This is a genomic window from Pseudomonas sp. B21-017 (genome assembly GCF_024749245.1).
Classification (GTDB): domain Bacteria; phylum Pseudomonadota; class Gammaproteobacteria; order Pseudomonadales; family Pseudomonadaceae; genus Aquipseudomonas.
On the sequence record NZ_CP087194.1, the window covers coordinates 113,138 to 131,850 of the forward strand.

9 protein-coding genes and 4 rRNA genes are annotated in these 18,713 nt (G+C 56.8%); 7 read left to right on the forward strand and 6 right to left on the reverse strand.

Going from position 1 to position 18,713, the window contains the following annotated elements:
- Positions 1-544 precede the first annotated feature (544 nt).
- The 5 genes from LOY28_RS00560 to LOY28_RS00580 all read left to right on the forward strand — a co-directional run bounded on the left by LOY28_RS00560 (position 545) and on the right by LOY28_RS00580 (position 8,073).
- Positions 545-2,083: ribosomal RNA gene (locus tag LOY28_RS00560) — 16S ribosomal RNA — on the forward strand.
- Positions 2,084-2,399: 316 nt separating this feature from the next.
- Positions 2,400-5,291, forward strand: a 23S ribosomal RNA gene (locus tag LOY28_RS00565).
- Positions 5,292-5,446: 155 nt separating this feature from the next.
- A 5S ribosomal RNA gene (gene rrf / locus LOY28_RS00570) occupies positions 5,447-5,562 on the forward strand.
- A 107-nt stretch (positions 5,563-5,669) separates the two neighbouring features.
- Positions 5,670-5,785 (forward strand): 5S ribosomal RNA (gene rrf / locus LOY28_RS00575).
- The 16S, 23S and 5S rRNA genes sit together here, the layout of an rRNA operon.
- 407 nt (positions 5,786-6,192) lie before the next feature.
- Positions 6,193-8,073: a methyl-accepting chemotaxis protein gene (locus LOY28_RS00580; protein ID WP_064615719.1), complete on the forward strand. Its 1,881-nt coding sequence runs from the start codon at positions 6,193-6,195 to the stop codon at positions 8,071-8,073.
- Between the two features lie 121 nt (positions 8,074-8,194).
- Here LOY28_RS00580 and LOY28_RS00585 read toward each other — a convergent pair whose 3' ends face one another.
- From LOY28_RS00585 to LOY28_RS00605, 5 genes are all read right to left on the reverse strand, one after another.
- The gene (locus LOY28_RS00585) at positions 8,195-8,662 is read right to left on the reverse strand and encodes an SRPBCC family protein (RefSeq protein WP_064615721.1); all 468 of its coding nucleotides are present in this window, start codon (positions 8,660-8,662) and stop codon (positions 8,195-8,197) included.
- A gap of 30 nt (positions 8,663-8,692) precedes the next feature.
- Entirely contained in the window at positions 8,693-12,109 is a 3,417-nt protein-coding gene (locus tag LOY28_RS00590) for a non-ribosomal peptide synthetase (RefSeq protein ID WP_258612918.1), read from the reverse strand.
- Between the two features lie 13 nt (positions 12,110-12,122).
- A complete protein-coding gene (locus LOY28_RS00595; protein ID WP_258612919.1) occupies positions 12,123-13,052 on the reverse strand; it encodes a diiron oxygenase in 930 nt (309 codons plus the stop codon).
- Positions 13,049-13,825, reverse strand: coding sequence for a DUF3050 domain-containing protein (locus LOY28_RS00600; protein WP_019582916.1), 777 nt, complete (start codon positions 13,823-13,825; stop codon positions 13,049-13,051). Before LOY28_RS00600 ends, LOY28_RS00595 begins: the two co-directional genes overlap by 4 nt.
- Before the next feature lie 744 nt (positions 13,826-14,569).
- Positions 14,570-15,280: a GntR family transcriptional regulator gene (locus LOY28_RS00605; RefSeq protein ID WP_018930303.1), complete on the reverse strand. Its 711-nt coding sequence runs from the start codon at positions 15,278-15,280 to the stop codon at positions 14,570-14,572.
- 266 nt (positions 15,281-15,546) lie between these two features.
- Between LOY28_RS00605 and lapG the strand changes: the two genes are divergently transcribed.
- Together lapG and lapD are read left to right on the forward strand one after the other, a co-directional pair.
- Positions 15,547-16,239 carry a cysteine protease LapG gene (gene lapG / locus LOY28_RS00610; RefSeq protein ID WP_018930302.1) on the forward strand — a complete coding sequence of 231 codons (693 nt, stop codon included), beginning with the start codon at positions 15,547-15,549 and terminating at the stop codon, positions 16,237-16,239.
- A gap of 14 nt (positions 16,240-16,253) precedes the next feature.
- Complete coding sequence (gene lapD, locus LOY28_RS00615; RefSeq protein ID WP_018930301.1) at positions 16,254-18,200, forward strand: cyclic di-GMP receptor LapD; 1,947 nt, start codon at positions 16,254-16,256, stop codon at positions 18,198-18,200.
- 48 nt (positions 18,201-18,248) lie between these two features.
- Here lapD and LOY28_RS00620 read toward each other — a convergent pair whose 3' ends face one another.
- A complete protein-coding gene (locus LOY28_RS00620) occupies positions 18,249-18,587 on the reverse strand; it encodes a hypothetical protein (protein WP_018930300.1) in 339 nt (112 codons plus the stop codon).
- Positions 18,588-18,713 lie beyond the last annotated feature (126 nt).

Below are 18,713 nucleotides of genomic sequence, written 5' to 3' on the forward strand. Positions count from 1 at the left end.
TTAGAGGTTGACGGCAGATTCTGGACGTCTATAATTCGCCCCACTTCCGGCGCAGTCGAAACGGAAAACTCCTTGGTAAACAACGAGTTACGCAGTTTTCGACAGCGGTTGCGCTTCAGTTCATCGAAGCCAGAAGGAGTTGGTAAGGCAGGGTATTGTCGCCTTATTGACGGTTCGATCTTCTCGGTCGAAAGCGGAGAAAAAGAGGTGTTGACAGCAGCGACTAACGCTGTAGAATTCGCCTCCCGCTAACGAGAGATCGGAAGCGCAAGTGGTTGAAGTTGCAAAGGAAACTTTGAAAACTTCTGAAAATAACCGCTTGACAGCAACAGAGGCTGCTGTAGAATGCGCGCCTCGGTTGAGACGAAAGCTCTTAACCAACCGCTCTTTAACAACTGAATCAAGCAATTCGTGTGGGTGCTTGTGGAGTCAGACTGATAGTCAACAAGATTATCAGCATCACAAGTTACTCCGCGAGAAATCAAAGATGTAACCAACGATTGCTGAGCCAAGTTTAGGGTTTCTTAAAAACCCAAAGATGTTTGAACTGAAGAGTTTGATCATGGCTCAGATTGAACGCTGGCGGCAGGCCTAACACATGCAAGTCGAGCGGCAGCACGGGTACTTGTACCTGGTGGCGAGCGGCGGACGGGTGAGTAATGCCTAGGAATCTGCCTGGTAGTGGGGGATAACGTTCGGAAACGAACGCTAATACCGCATACGTCCTACGGGAGAAAGCAGGGGACCTTCGGGCCTTGCGCTATCAGATGAGCCTAGGTCGGATTAGCTAGTTGGTGAGGTAATGGCTCACCAAGGCGACGATCCGTAACTGGTCTGAGAGGATGATCAGTCACACTGGAACTGAGACACGGTCCAGACTCCTACGGGAGGCAGCAGTGGGGAATATTGGACAATGGGCGAAAGCCTGATCCAGCCATGCCGCGTGTGTGAAGAAGGTCTTCGGATTGTAAAGCACTTTAAGTTGGGAGGAAGGGCAGTTACCTAATACGTAATTGTTTTGACGTTACCGACAGAATAAGCACCGGCTAACTCTGTGCCAGCAGCCGCGGTAATACAGAGGGTGCAAGCGTTAATCGGAATTACTGGGCGTAAAGCGCGCGTAGGTGGTTCGTTAAGTTGGATGTGAAATCCCCGGGCTCAACCTGGGAACTGCATTCAAAACTGTCGAGCTAGAGTATGGTAGAGGGTGGTGGAATTTCCTGTGTAGCGGTGAAATGCGTAGATATAGGAAGGAACACCAGTGGCGAAGGCGACCACCTGGACTGATACTGACACTGAGGTGCGAAAGCGTGGGGAGCAAACAGGATTAGATACCCTGGTAGTCCACGCCGTAAACGATGTCAACTAGCCGTTGGGAGCCTTGAGCTCTTAGTGGCGCAGCTAACGCATTAAGTTGACCGCCTGGGGAGTACGGCCGCAAGGTTAAAACTCAAATGAATTGACGGGGGCCCGCACAAGCGGTGGAGCATGTGGTTTAATTCGAAGCAACGCGAAGAACCTTACCAGGCCTTGACATCCAATGAACTTTCCAGAGATGGATTGGTGCCTTCGGGAACATTGAGACAGGTGCTGCATGGCTGTCGTCAGCTCGTGTCGTGAGATGTTGGGTTAAGTCCCGTAACGAGCGCAACCCTTGTCCTTAGTTACCAGCACGTAATGGTGGGCACTCTAAGGAGACTGCCGGTGACAAACCGGAGGAAGGTGGGGATGACGTCAAGTCATCATGGCCCTTACGGCCTGGGCTACACACGTGCTACAATGGTCGGTACAGAGGGTTGCCAAGCCGCGAGGTGGAGCTAATCCCATAAAACCGATCGTAGTCCGGATCGCAGTCTGCAACTCGACTGCGTGAAGTCGGAATCGCTAGTAATCGCGAATCAGAATGTCGCGGTGAATACGTTCCCGGGCCTTGTACACACCGCCCGTCACACCATGGGAGTGGGTTGCACCAGAAGTAGCTAGTCTAACCTTCGGGGGGACGGTTACCACGGTGTGATTCATGACTGGGGTGAAGTCGTAACAAGGTAGCCGTAGGGGAACCTGCGGCTGGATCACCTCCTTAATCGACGACATCAGCTGCTCCATAAGTTCCCACACGAATTGCTTGATTCATTGAAGAAGACGATAGGCTGACCATGTGAGGTGGCCTTGAATCGTTAAAGCTTAGAAATGAATATTCCGCTGTGAATATTGATTTCTAGTCTTTTGATTAGATCGTTCTTTAAAAATTTGGGTATGTGATAGAAAGATAGACTGAACGTTACTTTCACTGGTAACGGATCAGGCTAAGGTAAAATTTGTGAGTTGCTCTTAATTGAGCATGCGAATTTTCGGCGAATGTCGTCTTCACAGTATAACCAGATTGCTTGGGGTTATATGGTCAAGTGAAGAAGCGCATACGGTGGATGCCTTGGCAGTCAGAGGCGATGAAAGACGTGGTAGCCTGCGAAAAGCTTCGGGGAGTCGGCAAACAGACTTTGATCCGGAGATGTCTGAATGGGGGAACCCAGCCATCATAAGATGGTTATCTTGTACTGAATACATAGGTGCAAGAGGCGAACCAGGGGAACTGAAACATCTAAGTACCCTGAGGAAAAGAAATCAACCGAGATTCCCTTAGTAGTGGCGAGCGAACGGGGACTAGCCCTTAAGTTGATTTGAGATTAGCGGAACGCTCTGGAAAGTGCGGCCATAGTGGGTGATAGCCCTGTACGCGAAAATCTCTTGTCAATGAAATCGAGTAGGACGGAGCACGAGAAACTTTGTCTGAATATGGGGGGACCATCCTCCAAGGCTAAATACTACTGACTGACCGATAGTGAACTAGTACCGTGAGGGAAAGGCGAAAAGAACCCCGGAGAGGGGAGTGAAATAGATCCTGAAACCGTATGCGTACAAGCAGTGGGAGCCCACTTTGTTGGGTGACTGCGTACCTTTTGTATAATGGGTCAGCGACTTATTTTCAGTGGCGAGCTTAACCGAATAGGGGAGGCGTAGCGAAAGCGAGTCTTAATAGGGCGTCTAGTCGCTGGGAATAGACCCGAAACCGGGCGATCTATCCATGGGCAGGTTGAAGGTTAGGTAACACTGACTGGAGGACCGAACCGACTACCGTTGAAAAGTTAGCGGATGACCTGTGGATCGGAGTGAAAGGCTAATCAAGCTCGGAGATAGCTGGTTCTCCTCGAAAGCTATTTAGGTAGCGCCTCATGTATCACTGTAGGGGGTAGAGCACTGTTTCGGCTAGGGGGTCATCCCGACTTACCAAACCGATGCAAACTCCGAATACCTACAAGTGCCGAGCATGGGAGACACACGGCGGGTGCTAACGTCCGTCGTGAAAAGGGAAACAACCCAGACCGTCAGCTAAGGTCCCAAAGTTATGGTTAAGTGGGAAACGATGTGGGAAGGCTTAGACAGCTAGGAGGTTGGCTTAGAAGCAGCCACCCTTTAAAGAAAGCGTAATAGCTCACTAGTCGAGTCGGCCTGCGCGGAAGATGTAACGGGGCTCAAACCATACACCGAAGCTACGGGTATCACTTAGGTGATGCGGTAGAGGAGCGTTCTGTAAGCCTGTGAAGGTGAGTTGAGAAGCTTGCTGGAGGTATCAGAAGTGCGAATGCTGACATGAGTAACGACAATGGGTGTGAAAAACACCCACGCCGAAAGACCAAGGTTTCCTGCGCAACGTTAATCGACGCAGGGTTAGTCGGTCCCTAAGGCGAGGCTGAAAAGCGTAGTCGATGGAAAACAGGTTAATATTCCTGTACTTCTGGTTATTGCGATGGAGGGACGGAGAAGGCTAGGCCAGCTTGGCGTTGGTTGTCCAAGTTTAAGGTGGTAGGCTGGAATCTTAGGTAAATCCGGGATTCTAAGGCCGAGAGCTGATGACGAGTGTTCTTTTAGAACACGAAGTGGTTGATGCCATGCTTCCAAGAAAAGCTTCTAAGCTTCAGGTAACCAGGAACCGTACCCCAAACCGACACAGGTGGTTGGGTAGAGAATACCAAGGCGCTTGAGAGAACTCGGGTGAAGGAACTAGGCAAAATGGCACCGTAACTTCGGGAGAAGGTGCGCCGGTGAGGGTGAAGCACTTGCTGCGTAAGCCCACGCCGGTCGAAGATACCAGGCCGCTGCGACTGTTTATTAAAAACACAGCACTCTGCAAACACGAAAGTGGACGTATAGGGTGTGACGCCTGCCCGGTGCCGGAAGGTTAATTGATGGGGTTAGCTAACGCGAAGCTCTTGATCGAAGCCCCGGTAAACGGCGGCCGTAACTATAACGGTCCTAAGGTAGCGAAATTCCTTGTCGGGTAAGTTCCGACCTGCACGAATGGCGTAACGATGGCGGCGCTGTCTCCACCCGAGACTCAGTGAAATTGAAATCGCTGTGAAGATGCAGTGTATCCGCGGCTAGACGGAAAGACCCCGTGAACCTTTACTATAGCTTTGCACTGGACTTTGAATTTGCTTGTGTAGGATAGGTGGGAGGCTTTGAAGCGTGGACGCCAGTTCGCGTGGAGCCATCCTTGAAATACCACCCTGGCAACTTTGAGGTTCTAACTCAGGTCCGTTATCCGGATCGAGGACAGTGTATGGTGGGTAGTTTGACTGGGGCGGTCTCCTCCTAAAGAGTAACGGAGGAGTACGAAGGTGCGCTCAGACCGGTCGGAAATCGGTCGTAGAGTATAAAGGCAAAAGCGCGCTTGACTGCGAGACAGACACGTCGAGCAGGTACGAAAGTAGGTCTTAGTGATCCGGTGGTTCTGTATGGAAGGGCCATCGCTCAACGGATAAAAGGTACTCCGGGGATAACAGGCTGATACCGCCCAAGAGTTCATATCGACGGCGGTGTTTGGCACCTCGATGTCGGCTCATCACATCCTGGGGCTGAAGCCGGTCCCAAGGGTATGGCTGTTCGCCATTTAAAGTGGTACGCGAGCTGGGTTTAGAACGTCGTGAGACAGTTCGGTCCCTATCTGCCGTGGACGTTTGAGATTTGAGAGGGGCTGCTCCTAGTACGAGAGGACCGGAGTGGACGAACCTCTGGTGTTCCGGTTGTCACGCCAGTGGCATTGCCGGGTAGCTATGTTCGGAATAGATAACCGCTGAAAGCATCTAAGCGGGAAACTAGCCTCAAGATGAGATCTCACTGGGACCTTGAGTCCCCTGAAGGGCCGTCGAAGACTACGACGTTGATAGGTTGGGTGTGTAAGCGCTGTGAGGCGTTGAGCTAACCAATACTAATTGCCCGTGAGGCTTGACCATATAACACCCAAGCAATTTGCTGATCCGAAAGGACACCAGATTGCGGTGTGTGAAGACGCAATGAACCGAAAGTTCGCAAGCATTCACAAAAACCGCACAAACTATCGCATACCCAATTTGCTGAAGCGTCGAAAGACGGTTCGGTACCCGAATTTCTTGACGACCATAGAGCATTGGAACCACCTGATCCCATCCCGAACTCAGAAGTGAAACGATGCATCGCCGATGGTAGTGTGGGGTTTCCCCATGTGAGAGTAGGTCATCGTCAAGATTAAATTCCGAAACCCCTATCTGCGTATGCAGGTAGGGGTTTTGTTTTAGTAGAAGTCACCAATTTTGCTGGCACGTTACCGCTGTAACGGGCTGGTCACAGAATTTCTTGACGACCATAGAGCATTGGAACCACCTGATCCCATCCCGAACTCAGAAGTGAAACGATGCATCGCCGATGGTAGTGTGGGGTTTCCCCATGTGAGAGTAGGTCATCGTCAAGATTAAATTCCGAAACCCCTGTCTGCTTATGCAGACAGGGGTTTTGTCTTTCTGGGCTTATAGAAGTCTAAGTCTGAAGCGGGTCAAATCCAGGTCTGCGTGTCTCGCTACTCCTTCGAGCCAGTAGCATCAGATATAGACCCCCCCTCATCGTTACACCACAGCCAAAACACCCAACACCGCGATCATGACGTGCGGTAAGCCCAATAATCCGTCCCTTCTAGCACGCCGTTCGGCGGTTATCTGACGAGTTTTGTACAAATCCTTAAGTTTTCTCCCGCTCGTGCCGAAAGACTGGTGAGACATGCGTGCACCAAAGTAGAGCGGCTTCAGAATGCCGTCTGCGCTGTTACATGGAATGTTGCAACCCGGAACGCATCCCCACTTTTGGCATAAGAAGTCCCATGAAATGAATCTCAAGTTCAGCCATAAAATCCTGCTGGCCGCTTCAGGCGTCGTGGTGCTGGCGTTTGCGTTGTTCACTTTGTACAACGACTATCTGCAACGAAACACCATTCGGCAAAACATCGAGTCCTCCGTTGAGCAAGCAGGCGACCTGACTGCCAGCAGCGTGCAGAACTGGATGAGCGGCCGCGTGCTGGTCCTGGAAAACCTCGCGCAGAACGTCGCCCATCAGGGTGCCAATGCTGACTTGCCAGGGCTGGTCGATCAACCGGCCCTCACCTCGAACTTCCAGTTCACCTACGTCGGGCAGGCCAATGGTCTGTTCACCCAGCGCCCTGACGCGAAGATGCCGGACGGCTACGACCCGCGTCAGCGCCCCTGGTACAAACAAGCCGTGGTCGCCGACAAGACCATGCTGACCCCGCCTTATATGGCGGCGGTCGGCGGGCTGGTGGTGACCGTTGCCATACCGGTGAAAAAGAACAGCGAACTGCTGGGCGTGGTCGGCGGTGACCTGAGCCTGGAAACCCTGGTGAAAATCATCAACTCGGTGGACTTCGGTGGTATCGGTCACGCATTCCTGGTCAGTGCCGACGGTCAGGTGATCGTCAGTCCGGACAAAGACCAGGTGATGAAGAACCTGAAAGACATCTATCCGGGTTCCAGTGTTCGCATCGAGAAAGGCATCCAGGAAGTCGTACTGAACAAGCAGGACCGCATCCTCTCGTTCACACCGGTGAGCGGTTTGCCGAATGCCGAGTGGTACGTTGGTCTATCGATCGACAAGGCCAAGGCCTATGCACCACTGAGCCAGTTCCGCACCTCGGCGCTGATCGCGATGTTCATCGCTGTGACGGCCATTGCCGTGCTGCTGAGCTTGCTGATCAACGTGCTGATGCGTCCGCTGACCACGATGGGCCGTGCGATGCAGGACATCGCTCAGGGCGAGGGCGACCTGACCCGTCGTCTGGTCGTAGAAAGCAAAGACGAGTTCGGCGAGTTGGGTGGTTCCTTCAACCAGTTCGTGGAGCGGATTCACGCATCGATTTGCGAAGTGTCCTCGGCGACCCGCCAGGTTCATGATCTGTCGCAACGGGTGATGGCATCGTCCAACGCTTCTATCATCGGCTCCGACGAACAAAGCGCCCGCACCAACAGCGTGGCCGCGGCGATCAACCAATTGGGCGCCGCCACCCAGGAAATCGCCCGCAATGCCGCCGATGCTTCGCAACACGCCAGCGGCGCGAGCGAGCAGGCCGATGACGGCCGTCAGGTGGTGGAACAAACCATCCAGGCCATGACCGAGCTGTCGCAGAAAATCAGCCTGTCCTGCACGCAGATCGAAACCCTGAACGCGAGCACCGACAACATCGGCCACATTCTGGATGTGATCAAAGGCATCTCCCAGCAGACCAATTTGTTGGCGCTCAACGCGGCCATCGAAGCGGCCCGTGCCGGTGAGGCCGGTCGTGGTTTTGCGGTAGTGGCGGATGAGGTGCGCAACCTGGCTCATCGCACCCAGGAGTCGGCGGAAGAGATCCACAAGATGATCAGCTCGCTGCAGATCGGTTCTCGCGAGGCGGTGACTACGATGAACGCCAGTCAGGTGTCCAGCGAGCAGAGCGTCGAAGTAGCGAACCAGGCCGGCCTGCGACTGGTCAGCGTGACCCAACGCATCGGCGAAATCGACGGCATGAACCAATCGGTGGCCGCGGCGACCGAAGAGCAGACGGCCGTGGTCGAAACCCTCAACGTCGACGTCAACCAGATCAACCTGCTGAACCAGCAGAGCGTGGCCAACCTCAATGAAACATTGAAGGATTGTGATGCGCTGTCCCAGCAGGCCAATCGTTTGAAGCAACTGGTTGATAGCTTCAAGATCTGATTGAGGTCAGTAGGATCGCGTTATCGTTCTTCGCGTGAAAGCCTCGCTCCTACAAGAGCTAACCTGTAGAAGCGAGGCTTGCCTGCGATAGCGGTAGATCAGTCACCGCTGAACCGAAGTGCTACACAAACAGCTTCACCACATTCCCCATCGCATCATCGGCAAACCCCTGAACGAACTGCTTGAACCCTGGCAGGGCCTCGGCGCCGCCCTGGGCCGGCTCGGCAATGATCGTCCAGGTCGCCCGCGACTTGTCTGTACCCAGGGATTCCACACTCATCGCTGCCCACAAATTGGCCACGCCCAAGGTGTTGTAGATCGTGGTCCAGGTCATGTTCAGCGCCTGGTCGTTGCGGGAGTTGAGCTGCTCGACCACCAGGTTGCCGTCCTTAAAGAACTTCTTGCGCAGCGACGACACACCTTCGCCGGTCATCTCGATGTGCGACAGCGCCGGAATGAATCGGTCGAAGCCGGCAAAATTGCCGACCACTGCCCAGACTTGCGCCGCGTCGGCCGGTACTTCCACCGAAGACACAACGTGGCAGCCTTGAGGGTTTTTGATCAGGGTATCGGGTTGCAGAGTATTCATGGTTTTTGCTCCGTGCGGGGTTAGGGTGAATCAGATGAAGTTGATTTCTTTGAGGTAGTCGCAGCCGCGTCGCAGCAGCGCCGGGGATTTTTCCGGGTAGTGCGCGCCCATCTGCCGTACACCGGCCTGGGCGTTGTCGTGGCCAATCATCGAGATGTCGCCGATGTCTTCCTCGAAGCCGTTGAGGTAGAAACCCAGCACGCCAAACAGCGCGTTATCACTGTCGACCCGGCCCAATTGCTGCTGCCAGTCGGCGACGCTGACCATCGAGAACTCCCGACCGGCTTCGCGAAAGGAAGCCACGTAGGTGTCCCAGCTCAGGGGTTCGGGGTTGTGCAGGTTGAACACCGCTTTTTCGGCCTGGTAACGGCTGGCATGGAAGGCGATGAAACGGGCGAGAAAATCCACCGGCATCAAGTCGAAATTCAGTGCGAACTCCGGTACCTGACCGAGCTGGATCGAGCCCTTGAGCATCAGCATCAGGCGATTCTTGTGGGGCTGGCAGACGCCGGTGAGGCTGTTGAAACTGATGTTGCCGGGGCGATAAAGATTGACCTTAACCCCACGTTCCCGCGCCCTTTCGAGGATCCGCTCGCCGACCCATTTGGACAGGTTGTAGCCGTTCTTGATGTAGATCGGCGGTGTCTGCGCGGCGGGCAACTCCAGCACCCGGCCATCGTCGGAAATCGTGCTGGACGCCGAGAGCGTCGAGACGAAGTTGAAGATCTTCTTGCTGCGTCCTTCACACAGGCGCAGACACTCGAAAATCGGTTCGACGTTATCCCGCGCCAACGACTCGTAATCGAGGACGTGATTGACGTTGGCGGCGTTGTGCACCAGTGCGCCGAACTCTCGATCCAGCCGTTCGTAAACCGCTTCGCTGAGCCCCAGTTGCGGGCGAGTGATGTCTGCCGCGTAAACCTGCACCCGGCTCAGGTCCAGATGCTCCAGGCGGTTTTCCCGCAACGCATCCGCAAAGCGTTGCGCCGCCGATTGCCCACCGCCATCGCGCACCAGGCACGCCACTTCGCTGGCGCCCCAGGCCAGCAGCGCTTCGACGATATGCACACCGACAAAGCTGTTGGCCCCGGTGACGATCACCTTGTGCACATCGCCCATTCGGCTGATCGGCAGCGGCTCGATGTCCAGTTCACGGAAGGCATCGGCCAGGGCTTTTTCACTCAACACTTCCTCGGTCCCGGAGCCGCGCACCAACGTCGCCAGCTTCGCAATCGTCGGTAGTTCGATGAAGCGGTTGATCGAGATACTGCGGCCGAACTCCTCACGCAAACGCAGGAGCATGCGCGACAGCAGGATCGAGTGCCCACCGAGGTTGAAGAAGCTTTCGTCGGTGGAAATGTCGCTGGCGGGTAGCTCCAGCAGCTCAGCCCAGATTTCCAACAACAGCGCTTCATCGGCGCTGGCGGGCAAACACCGTGGGCTGTTTTCGGTCACGTTGACGGGCAATTCCAGCAGCGCTTTGCGGTCGACCTTGCCGTTGCTGGCGAACGGCATGCTCGCCAGTTCAGTCCAGGCGATCGGCTGCATGTAGTCCGGCAGAAACTGCATCGCATGGGCTTTCAAGGCTTCGCGAGCGGCACCGGGTTGCGCTTCCTGGGGTTGCGCGAGAAAGGCCAGAATCCGTCGATGACAATCGATGACCACTGCCACCTGACGGTATAGCTGGCTGTCGCGCAGGCAGCGTTCGATCTCTTCCGGCTCGACCCGAAAGCCGCGAATCTTCACCTGATTGTCTCGCCGTCCGCACAGCTCGATACCGTCGGCGGTCCACTTGGCCATGTCGCCGGAGCGGTAGGCGCGCAGGCTCTGGCCGTTCGGCAGGTGCAGGTTCAGATAGCGTTCGGCAGTCTGCTGCGGATTGTTCAGGTAACCCAGGCACACCCCCGGGCCGACGATGTACAACTCACCGACGGTTTGCTCGGTCACCGGTTGCAAATCCTCATCAAGGATCAGCACCTGACTGTTGGCAATCGGTGCACCGAGGGTCCGGTTGCTGTCGCCGGTACGCAGTTGCCGCGCGGTGATCAGCACCGTGGCTTCGGTCGGGCCATAGAGGTTGTAGAGATTGCCTTGGCGGGTCAGTTGCTGGACTACGTAGGGTTCGCAGACATCGCCGCCGGTCATCACATGATCGAGGACCTGCAACTGATCCAGCGGCAGGATGCTCAGCAAGGCTGGCGGCAAAAAGGCATGGCTGAGTTGTTGGTGGCGGATCAGCTCGACCAGTTGCAGCGGGTCGCGACGTTGGTCCTCGTTGGGCACGATCAGCTCTGCACCCTGCAGCAGGGTCGGGAAGATATCGATCAATGACGAGTCGAAACTCAACGATGAAAACTGCAACGCCCGGCTCTGTTCGGTCAGCTGCACGTAGTCGGCGTACCACGCGGTGAAGTGCGCGAGGTTGGCCTGGCTGAGCAGCACGCCTTTGGGGTGACCTGTGGTGCCCGAGGTGTAGAGCGCCATGCATGGCGCGTCGAGATCGGGGCGTTGGCGCATCAAGGGTTGATCGAGGTTCACATCGCCGCTGTCGATACGGCTGATGTCCAGCCCCGGCATCGTCTCGCTGAGTGGATGCTCTCCGTCATGCAGCAACAACACCGCTCCAGCGTTTTCCAGAATGTACTGCTGACGTTGCAGCGGGTGGCTCGGCTCCAGCGGCAGGTACACCGCACCGCTGCCGAGGATCGCCAGAATCCCCGCATACAACGCACTGCATTTTGGCAGGCAAACTCCGACCACCAGAGGCCCTTGATGCTGATCGAGCAACGGTTGCAATCGCTGTTGGATGGCGCGGCTGTGGGCGTGCAGTTCTCGATAGGTCAGCGACGTGCCGGCGATGTTCAGCGCCGCACGCTCGGCAGACTGAATAAAGCGCTGTTCAAGCCGCTCGATCATCGGGATCTGCCCAAGTTGCAGAAGTCGTGGTTCTGCCGTGTTGTTGAGACGGTGGACGAAGGCCAGGTGCTCTAAAAACAGCAGGTTTTCCACCTGTTCGAAGTGCGCGGAAATCGTCGGCTCGGCCTGCAGGAAATAGTCGGCATCCCGGGAGAAGCGGCTGACCAGCAGCGCCACATGATCGACCAGCTCGGCCACCGCTCGCAGGCGCAATGCCTGGCCGTTGCCGGACAACTCTTCGGCGACCGGCACGCGACTCAACGGCGTCGAGTTGTACGTGCACAGCAGGTCCAGCGGTGGCAGCCCGCTAGTTCCCGACACCCCGACACCCACTTGCAGCATCAGGTGCGGCGCATTGCCGAAGTCCCGAAATGGCAGGCTCGCATCGTCGATCAGCAAATCAAATAGGCCTGGCGGTGGTTCTTCCACATTCGCAAGTCGCGCCAGTGAATGACCGTGTTGTTCGAGCTCCAGCGCCAGTTCGGTCAGGGCCTGGCTTTGCCCGATGAGCAAAATATCGAGACGTCTCATGATGTTCTCCTCGTTAAACCAGGTAGTCGCTCAGGGCGCTTTGCACGCACGGTGAATCGAGCAGCGAACTGCTGCGGAAAAACCGCACGATGTTGGCGACCAGCGGGTGATGGCGATTGATCGGGAAGGCCAGCCCCGACATTTCGCTCTTGAGGGCCTGACGTGCTGCGTCGCTGATCTGCAAGGCGTCGATCAGGCGGAAGTCGAAGGACTTCTGGATGTCGTTGGTCAGGTAATGGCCGATGAACACCGGCAGGATGTGCGCGATGCACTGGCGATCGTCTTCGCTTGCGGTGTGCCAGTAGATGCGCACCAACCGCGACCAGAACCCGGAATGACGGCCCTCGTCCAGCAAGTGGTCGGCCATCAGGCCTTTGATCGATTGCTTGACCGTGTCGTCCTTGGCGAACGCCGCCACATCGCCGGTCACGGTGTTCTCGGCGATGGCCACGCAGATCAGTTCCACGGCACTGCGCAGGTGCTCCGGTGCGAGGGCCACGGCCGCCGGGATGGCACGGCTCAGTTCGATTTCATCCGGCAGTTCGATGGGGGTGATGCCGGTCATGGCGACGGTCTGCTGCATGAAGTCCATGGCCACCAGGGCGTGGTAATCCTCGTCCACCACCACGGTCATGGCGTCGTAGCGACAGGCGAACGGGAACGCCACGCTGAAGCGGTTTTTAGCGATGCTGCGGGCGGTCTTGTCGACGATCTCGGTTTCGAAAATCACCACGTCATTGATGAACTTGTAGAGCGTCTGTACCAGGGTGAAATCCCGTTGTTCCGGGCATTCGCGCAGGAAGGTTTCGCTCAGCACCAGCGGCTGGCGGCTCAGCGGATAGATCAGCTTGTCGTCGTTCTCCAGCACACGCCGGGGGCGGGTGCGAATGGTTGCGCGGCTTTCCCAGGCGTCGGCGAAGGATTGGTAGTCGGCGGCGTTCATGCGTTCACCTCGGCAACCGGTTCGCTCATGCTCAGGCGCAAGCCGTCCCACAGCGCGATGCGACTTTCCACGGCGGCGATGGCGCTGGCGTATACGTCTTCTTCGCGCTGCGGATCGCCATTGACCAGGCGTGCGAGGAGTTTTTCCGCCGCCGGGCCGTGGTCTTCGGAGTCGACTTCGATGTGCCGTTCCAGGTAGTAACGGAAGGTCGGCGCTTGTTCGATGCCAATGCCCCAGTCGTCGAGAATCCGCTGGAACATCTGCGGGATGACACTCTCGCGGCCGTGCAGAAACGCCGCCGCCACACTATGCCCCGGCGCATGCAACGCGGTGTGCAAGGTGTGGCGTACGAACTGTGCGGCCGCCGGGTCGACGTCCACGCTTTGCAAGGCCACGTCGTAGCTCACGCCTTCTTTTTGCAACGCCACGAAGCGTTCGACGGCGACCGTGCTTGCACCGACTTCGCGCATCGCATCCAGGTACAACTCGAAATGGCTGTAGTGACCTTGGGCGGGACGATCATCGGACTCTTCACCGAGCACGATCTCGTTGATCAGACGCGCGGCCTGCGGATCTCGTGGCGGTAGCCAGGGCAGCTGAACGCAGGTCAGTTCCTGTTGCAGGCGTTTGGTCAGCGACATGAAATCCCACACTGCGAACACATGGGTTTCCATGAAGCGTTGAAGCACCGATAACGAATGTATTTCAGAAAAGATCGGGTGCGCACTAAGTTCTGCTTTCTTCTGATTAAGACGATCTTTAGTCGGTTTCATGAGCGAGCCTATAAGTGATCTGGAATACCGTTGAGGGGGTGTTGATCAATAAGTAACGGTTGCTTGAAGTTTTCTATTGGCGAGCGGGTGCCTCAATTGAATTGATGCTTATTAGGGTTATGCAATCGCTGAGTAGTGCTTGGCCCCGGTGTTTGTGGGCGGCGGAGAAAAACTAATGCATGAATAAAGTGTCGGGCAAGTGTTTTTTTAATTAATTGAAAGTTTAACTTTTTCGAGTGCGACAAGTTCCAATAAGACTTTTATATAAAGTTTTATTTGGGCGTAGTTGCTCCTTTCGGCGTATATAAGCCAAAATTCAAATAAAGAGTGAATGCCTCACTCGAAGCAACTTTCTACTTGGGTCATTGATGTGATCTGAGGGGGTGGAAGTTGGCTGGGAGCGACGCCGGTTCTTCCTTTCCCGTGACAAGACTCCTTCCGTTGGTTCTTGTGGTGCGGGTGACTGCTCCGGGGTGCGGTGCGTCGCCCGTCATTATTCGTTGGCAGCTCAAGAGTGAGCGTAATTCACGGCGCTCGCTATCACCCCTGCATGATCTGATAGGTGCAATTATCGGGCTCGTGGGTGACAGGGCTTTGGGAGTGGGCATGAAGTCGCTGCACACCGGCGCGGTGTGGGCGAAAGGGGGATTTGTAAGCAGATTTGTTCGTCGAGCAGTCCAGGGGCGGATCAACCAGAAATCGCGGCGAGCCGTTCAATGGCTCGCTCGGGGTTGTCACTGCGGTTTACTTCGAGGTTTTCCTGCGCTGCGCCTCAGGGCTTGCGAGGTAGTGCGTAATGACTTCGACACCCCGGTTGAGGTGGTTTTCGAGCAACATCACCGAGTGCTCGATATCCCGGTCCTCGGCGGCCCGCAACAGCGCTCGGTGATCCTCCTGGGACAGTTTGCCCAGGCCCATGGCTTCCAGGTTGAATCGCAGGAAGCGTTCCTCTTCGTTCAACCCGTCTTCGACCAGCTTCAGCAGCCGCTGGTTGGGGGCTTTGTTGTAAAGCGCCATGTGGAACAGGCGATTGAGCCGGCCGATCTCGGTGTAGTCGTGTTCCGTTTCCAACTCGTCGATGTAGTGTGCAGCCTGTTTGAAATCGGCGTCTTCAAGCAGGGGGATCGACCGACGCAAGGCTTCGGACTCCAGCAGGATCCGCAACTCATACGTCTCTGCCGCATCGCCCTGAACCAACGGTGCGACCACCGCGCCTTTATGGGCGATCACGTTGAGCAGCGCTTGCGCTTCAAGCTGGCGCAAGGCTTCGCGCACCGGCATGCGGCTAACGCCGAACAGGTCGGCGAGGTCTTGCTGACGCAGGGCGGTGCCGCAAGGAATGCGACCGTCGAGAATGGCCGCGCGCAGGGTTTCTTCGATCACCGAGCGTGCCAGATGAGCGGGAATCGGCCCGTTGACCTTGATGCTGCTGAGAGGGTTGGGCTTCTGTGTCACGACAAACGCACCCTGATTGGCTGAAGTATTTGGATCCAAATGGACACTAGTGACTGCCTGACGGGTTGTCAAACGGTCAAAAGGCGCAGTCTTCGGCAGCTCCTGCAGACTTCGCCACAGGAGTTGCCGAAGGCTGCGATCTTTTTATTGCACCCGTAATGCAAAGTTTAGCGTGTTGGCGGTGATCTCACCGTGCCATTGTCTTTTAGCAGACTAACCTTCACCATCAAGCCAGATTTCCATCTGCCTGATCTGGATGCCTCGCATTGGCGGTACGTTTCGCGATCCCTCGGACTTTGCGCTGGCTAGGCTGCGCACTGCTGCTGGCCGGCGTCATGCTGGGCGGGCTGCATGCCGACTGGGATTTTTCGCTGATCAGCCGTCGTGCGCAGGCATTGTACGGGCCTTTGGGTGAAGGGCGGCAGCGCATTGATGCCTGGCAGCAGTTGCTGGCCACGCAAAAACAAGTCGGCGAGCTGGAGCAGCTCAACGTGGTCAACCAGTTCTTCAACAGGCAGATGCGCTACGAAGAAGACATCGACCTGTGGCACGAGGTCGATTATTGGGAAACTCCCATCGAAGCCTTGTGGAAGGGCGCCGGCGATTGCGAAGACTACGCTATCGCCAAGTATTTCAGTCTGCGTCATCTTGGTGTCTCCAGTGACAAGCTGCGCATTACCTACGTCAAGGCTTTGCGCCTGAACCGCGCGCACATGGTGCTGACCTACTACGCGAGCCCCGAGGCCATGCCTTTGGTGCTCGACAGCCTGATCGATGCAATCAAGCCCGCCAACCAGCGAACCGATTTGCTGCCGGTCTACTCTTTCAATGCCGAAGGGTTGTGGCTGCCGGGTGCCAAGGGCAACAAGAAGGTCGGAGACACCAAACGCCTGTCTCGCTGGCAGGACGTGTTGAAGAAAATGCAGGCCGAAGGTTTCCCGGTCGAGACGATTAACTAGGAGCACGCGCTCAGATGTCTTTGTTCAAACAGCTGTTGATCGCTATTTGTCTGTTCCTGGTGGTCGCCTTCACCGGCAGCTTCATGGTCAGTCTGGAAAGCTCTCGCACCCAGTACGTCAACCAGTTGCGTTCTCACGCCCAGGACGCCGCGACGGCATTGGCGCTGTCCCTGACGCCGAACATCGACGACCCGGCGATGGTCGAGTTGCTGGTCAGCTCGATCTTCGACAGCGGTTACTACGCGAGCATCCGCGTGGTCGATCTGGCCAATGACAAGACGATTGTCGAGCGCAGCGGCATCCCCGCGGTCACCAACGTGCCCGACTGGTTCGTCAAACTGATCGGCCTGGAACCGGCCGGTGGCGATGCGATTGTCAGCCGTGGCTGGGAGCAGGCCGCGCGGGTCGAGGTGGTCAGCCATCCGATGTTCGCGTTGGCCAAGCTGTGGCAGAGCGCGTTGGGCAGCCTCGGCTGGTTGCTGCTCTGCGGCGCGGTGAGTGCGGTGCTGGGCGCGTTGTTGCTGCGTCGGCAACTGAAGCCGCTGGACTACATGGTCAAGCAATCCCATGCCATTGCTCGCCGGGAATTCTTAAGCCTGCCAGAACTGCCGCGCACCCCGGAACTGCGCCGGGTGGTGCAGGCCATGAACCAGATGGTCGAGAAGCTCAAGGCGCTGTTCCAGGAGCAGGCCGAACGCAGTGAAAAGCTGCGGGCCGAGTCCTATCAGGACAACCTGACCGGCCTGGCCAACCGGCGCTATTTCGAAATGCAATTGAACGCGCGTTTGAACAACTCGGAGCAGGCCAGCTCCGGTTATTTGCTGCTGTTGCGGGTGAAGGATCTGGCCGGTTTGAACCAGCGGCTGGGCGGTCAGCGTACCGATGAATTGTTGAAAGCGGTCGGCGAGCAGTTGTCCCGCGAGTGTGCCAAGTACCCGGAAACCCAGAACCTCGTGACGCGTATTCGTGGCGGGGAATTCGCCGTGCTGGCACCGGGGCTGGTGCGTGAAGAAGCGCTGCAACTGGCGAGTAATCTCGAAAGTGCCTTGGGGAGCCTGCATGCGACGGGCGCCACGGACGTGGCTTCGGTGGCTTCAATCGGGTTGGCGCCGTTTGCCCATGGCGACTCGCCGCAAGCGGTGATCGGGTTGGCGGATCAGGCACTGGCCCAGGCAGAAAGCCAGGGTGAACCGAGCTGGGCATGCCTCGATCAGGGCGCGCCGGCGCGGGTTGGCGACGATCACCACGCCTGGCACACCCTGCTGGATCAGGCGTTGGACCAGCAGCGTTTCGAGCTGTATTTCCAGCCGGTGGTGGCCAGCCACGACACAGAGTTGGTGCTGCATTACAAAGTGCTGTCGCGCCTGCTCGACGAGCAGGACCAGACCATTCCCGCCGGGCGTTTCTTGCCATGGCTTGAGCGTTTCGGCTGGACCGCGCGACTGGACCGTTTGATGCTGGAGTTGGTGCTCGAGCAGATGGTCGACCATGAGGAGTCGCTGGCGCTGAACCTGTCTTCGGCGACACTGGCGGACCCGCAGGCGCTGAACGCAGTGTTCGATATCCTGCGTCAGCATTCGAATCTTGGCGAACGACTGACCCTGGAAATCGGCGAAGAGCAACTGCCCGAGCAGGCGGTACTGGAGCAGCTGACGCGGCGTTTGCGTGAGCTTGGGTTCTCGCTGAGTCTGCAGCGTTTTGGTGGGCGCTTCAGCATGATCGGCAACCTGGCGCGGCTGGGGCTGGCGTATCTGAAGATCGACGGCAGTTACATCCGCGCGATTGATCAGGAGAGCGACAAGCGTCTGTTCATCGAGGCGATTCAGCGAGCGGCGCACAGCATCGATTTGCCGTTGATTGCCGAGCGGGTCGAGACCGAAGGGGAGTTGTCGGTGATTCGCGAGATGGGGTTGTACGGGGTTCAGGGGCAGTTGTTTGGTGAGCCGAAGCCTTGGCAGTAGCCCGCTCATCATTCCCACGCAGAGCGTGGGAATGATCGGCGTCAGGGCTTAAATCAACCCCGTCTCATCATCATCGATCAACTGGCTCAACCCGCCCAACGCCTCACGTGCCTGGGTCCGGTCCATCAGCTTGGCTTGCGCAGCCGGCGGCAGGTCGGTGACGCGGATCACGCCTTTTTGGGTCAGCACCTGAATCAAGTCGTCGAGTACCCGAATCATCTCCAGGTCGCTCTGCTTGAGCTGCTTGAGGCTGGTCTCCACCACTTCGTGGGCAAACCAGGCCTGGATTTCATGGTGGTCGGCCGGCAGCGTTTCCGTGGCCTCGGCGTAGGCCGTGGCTTCCACGCGCACTAACTGACCTTGCGCATCGCGTTGCACGTAAAACATTAAGCATCCCTCGGAAATGGACCAGCGTCGTGCTGTCAGCAGCATAGGCCAACGCAGGCGAGTATGCGGTGCGACGACGAAATCGTCACCCGTGAGGTGTGGGCATACATGACGGCCGCCCGGTTG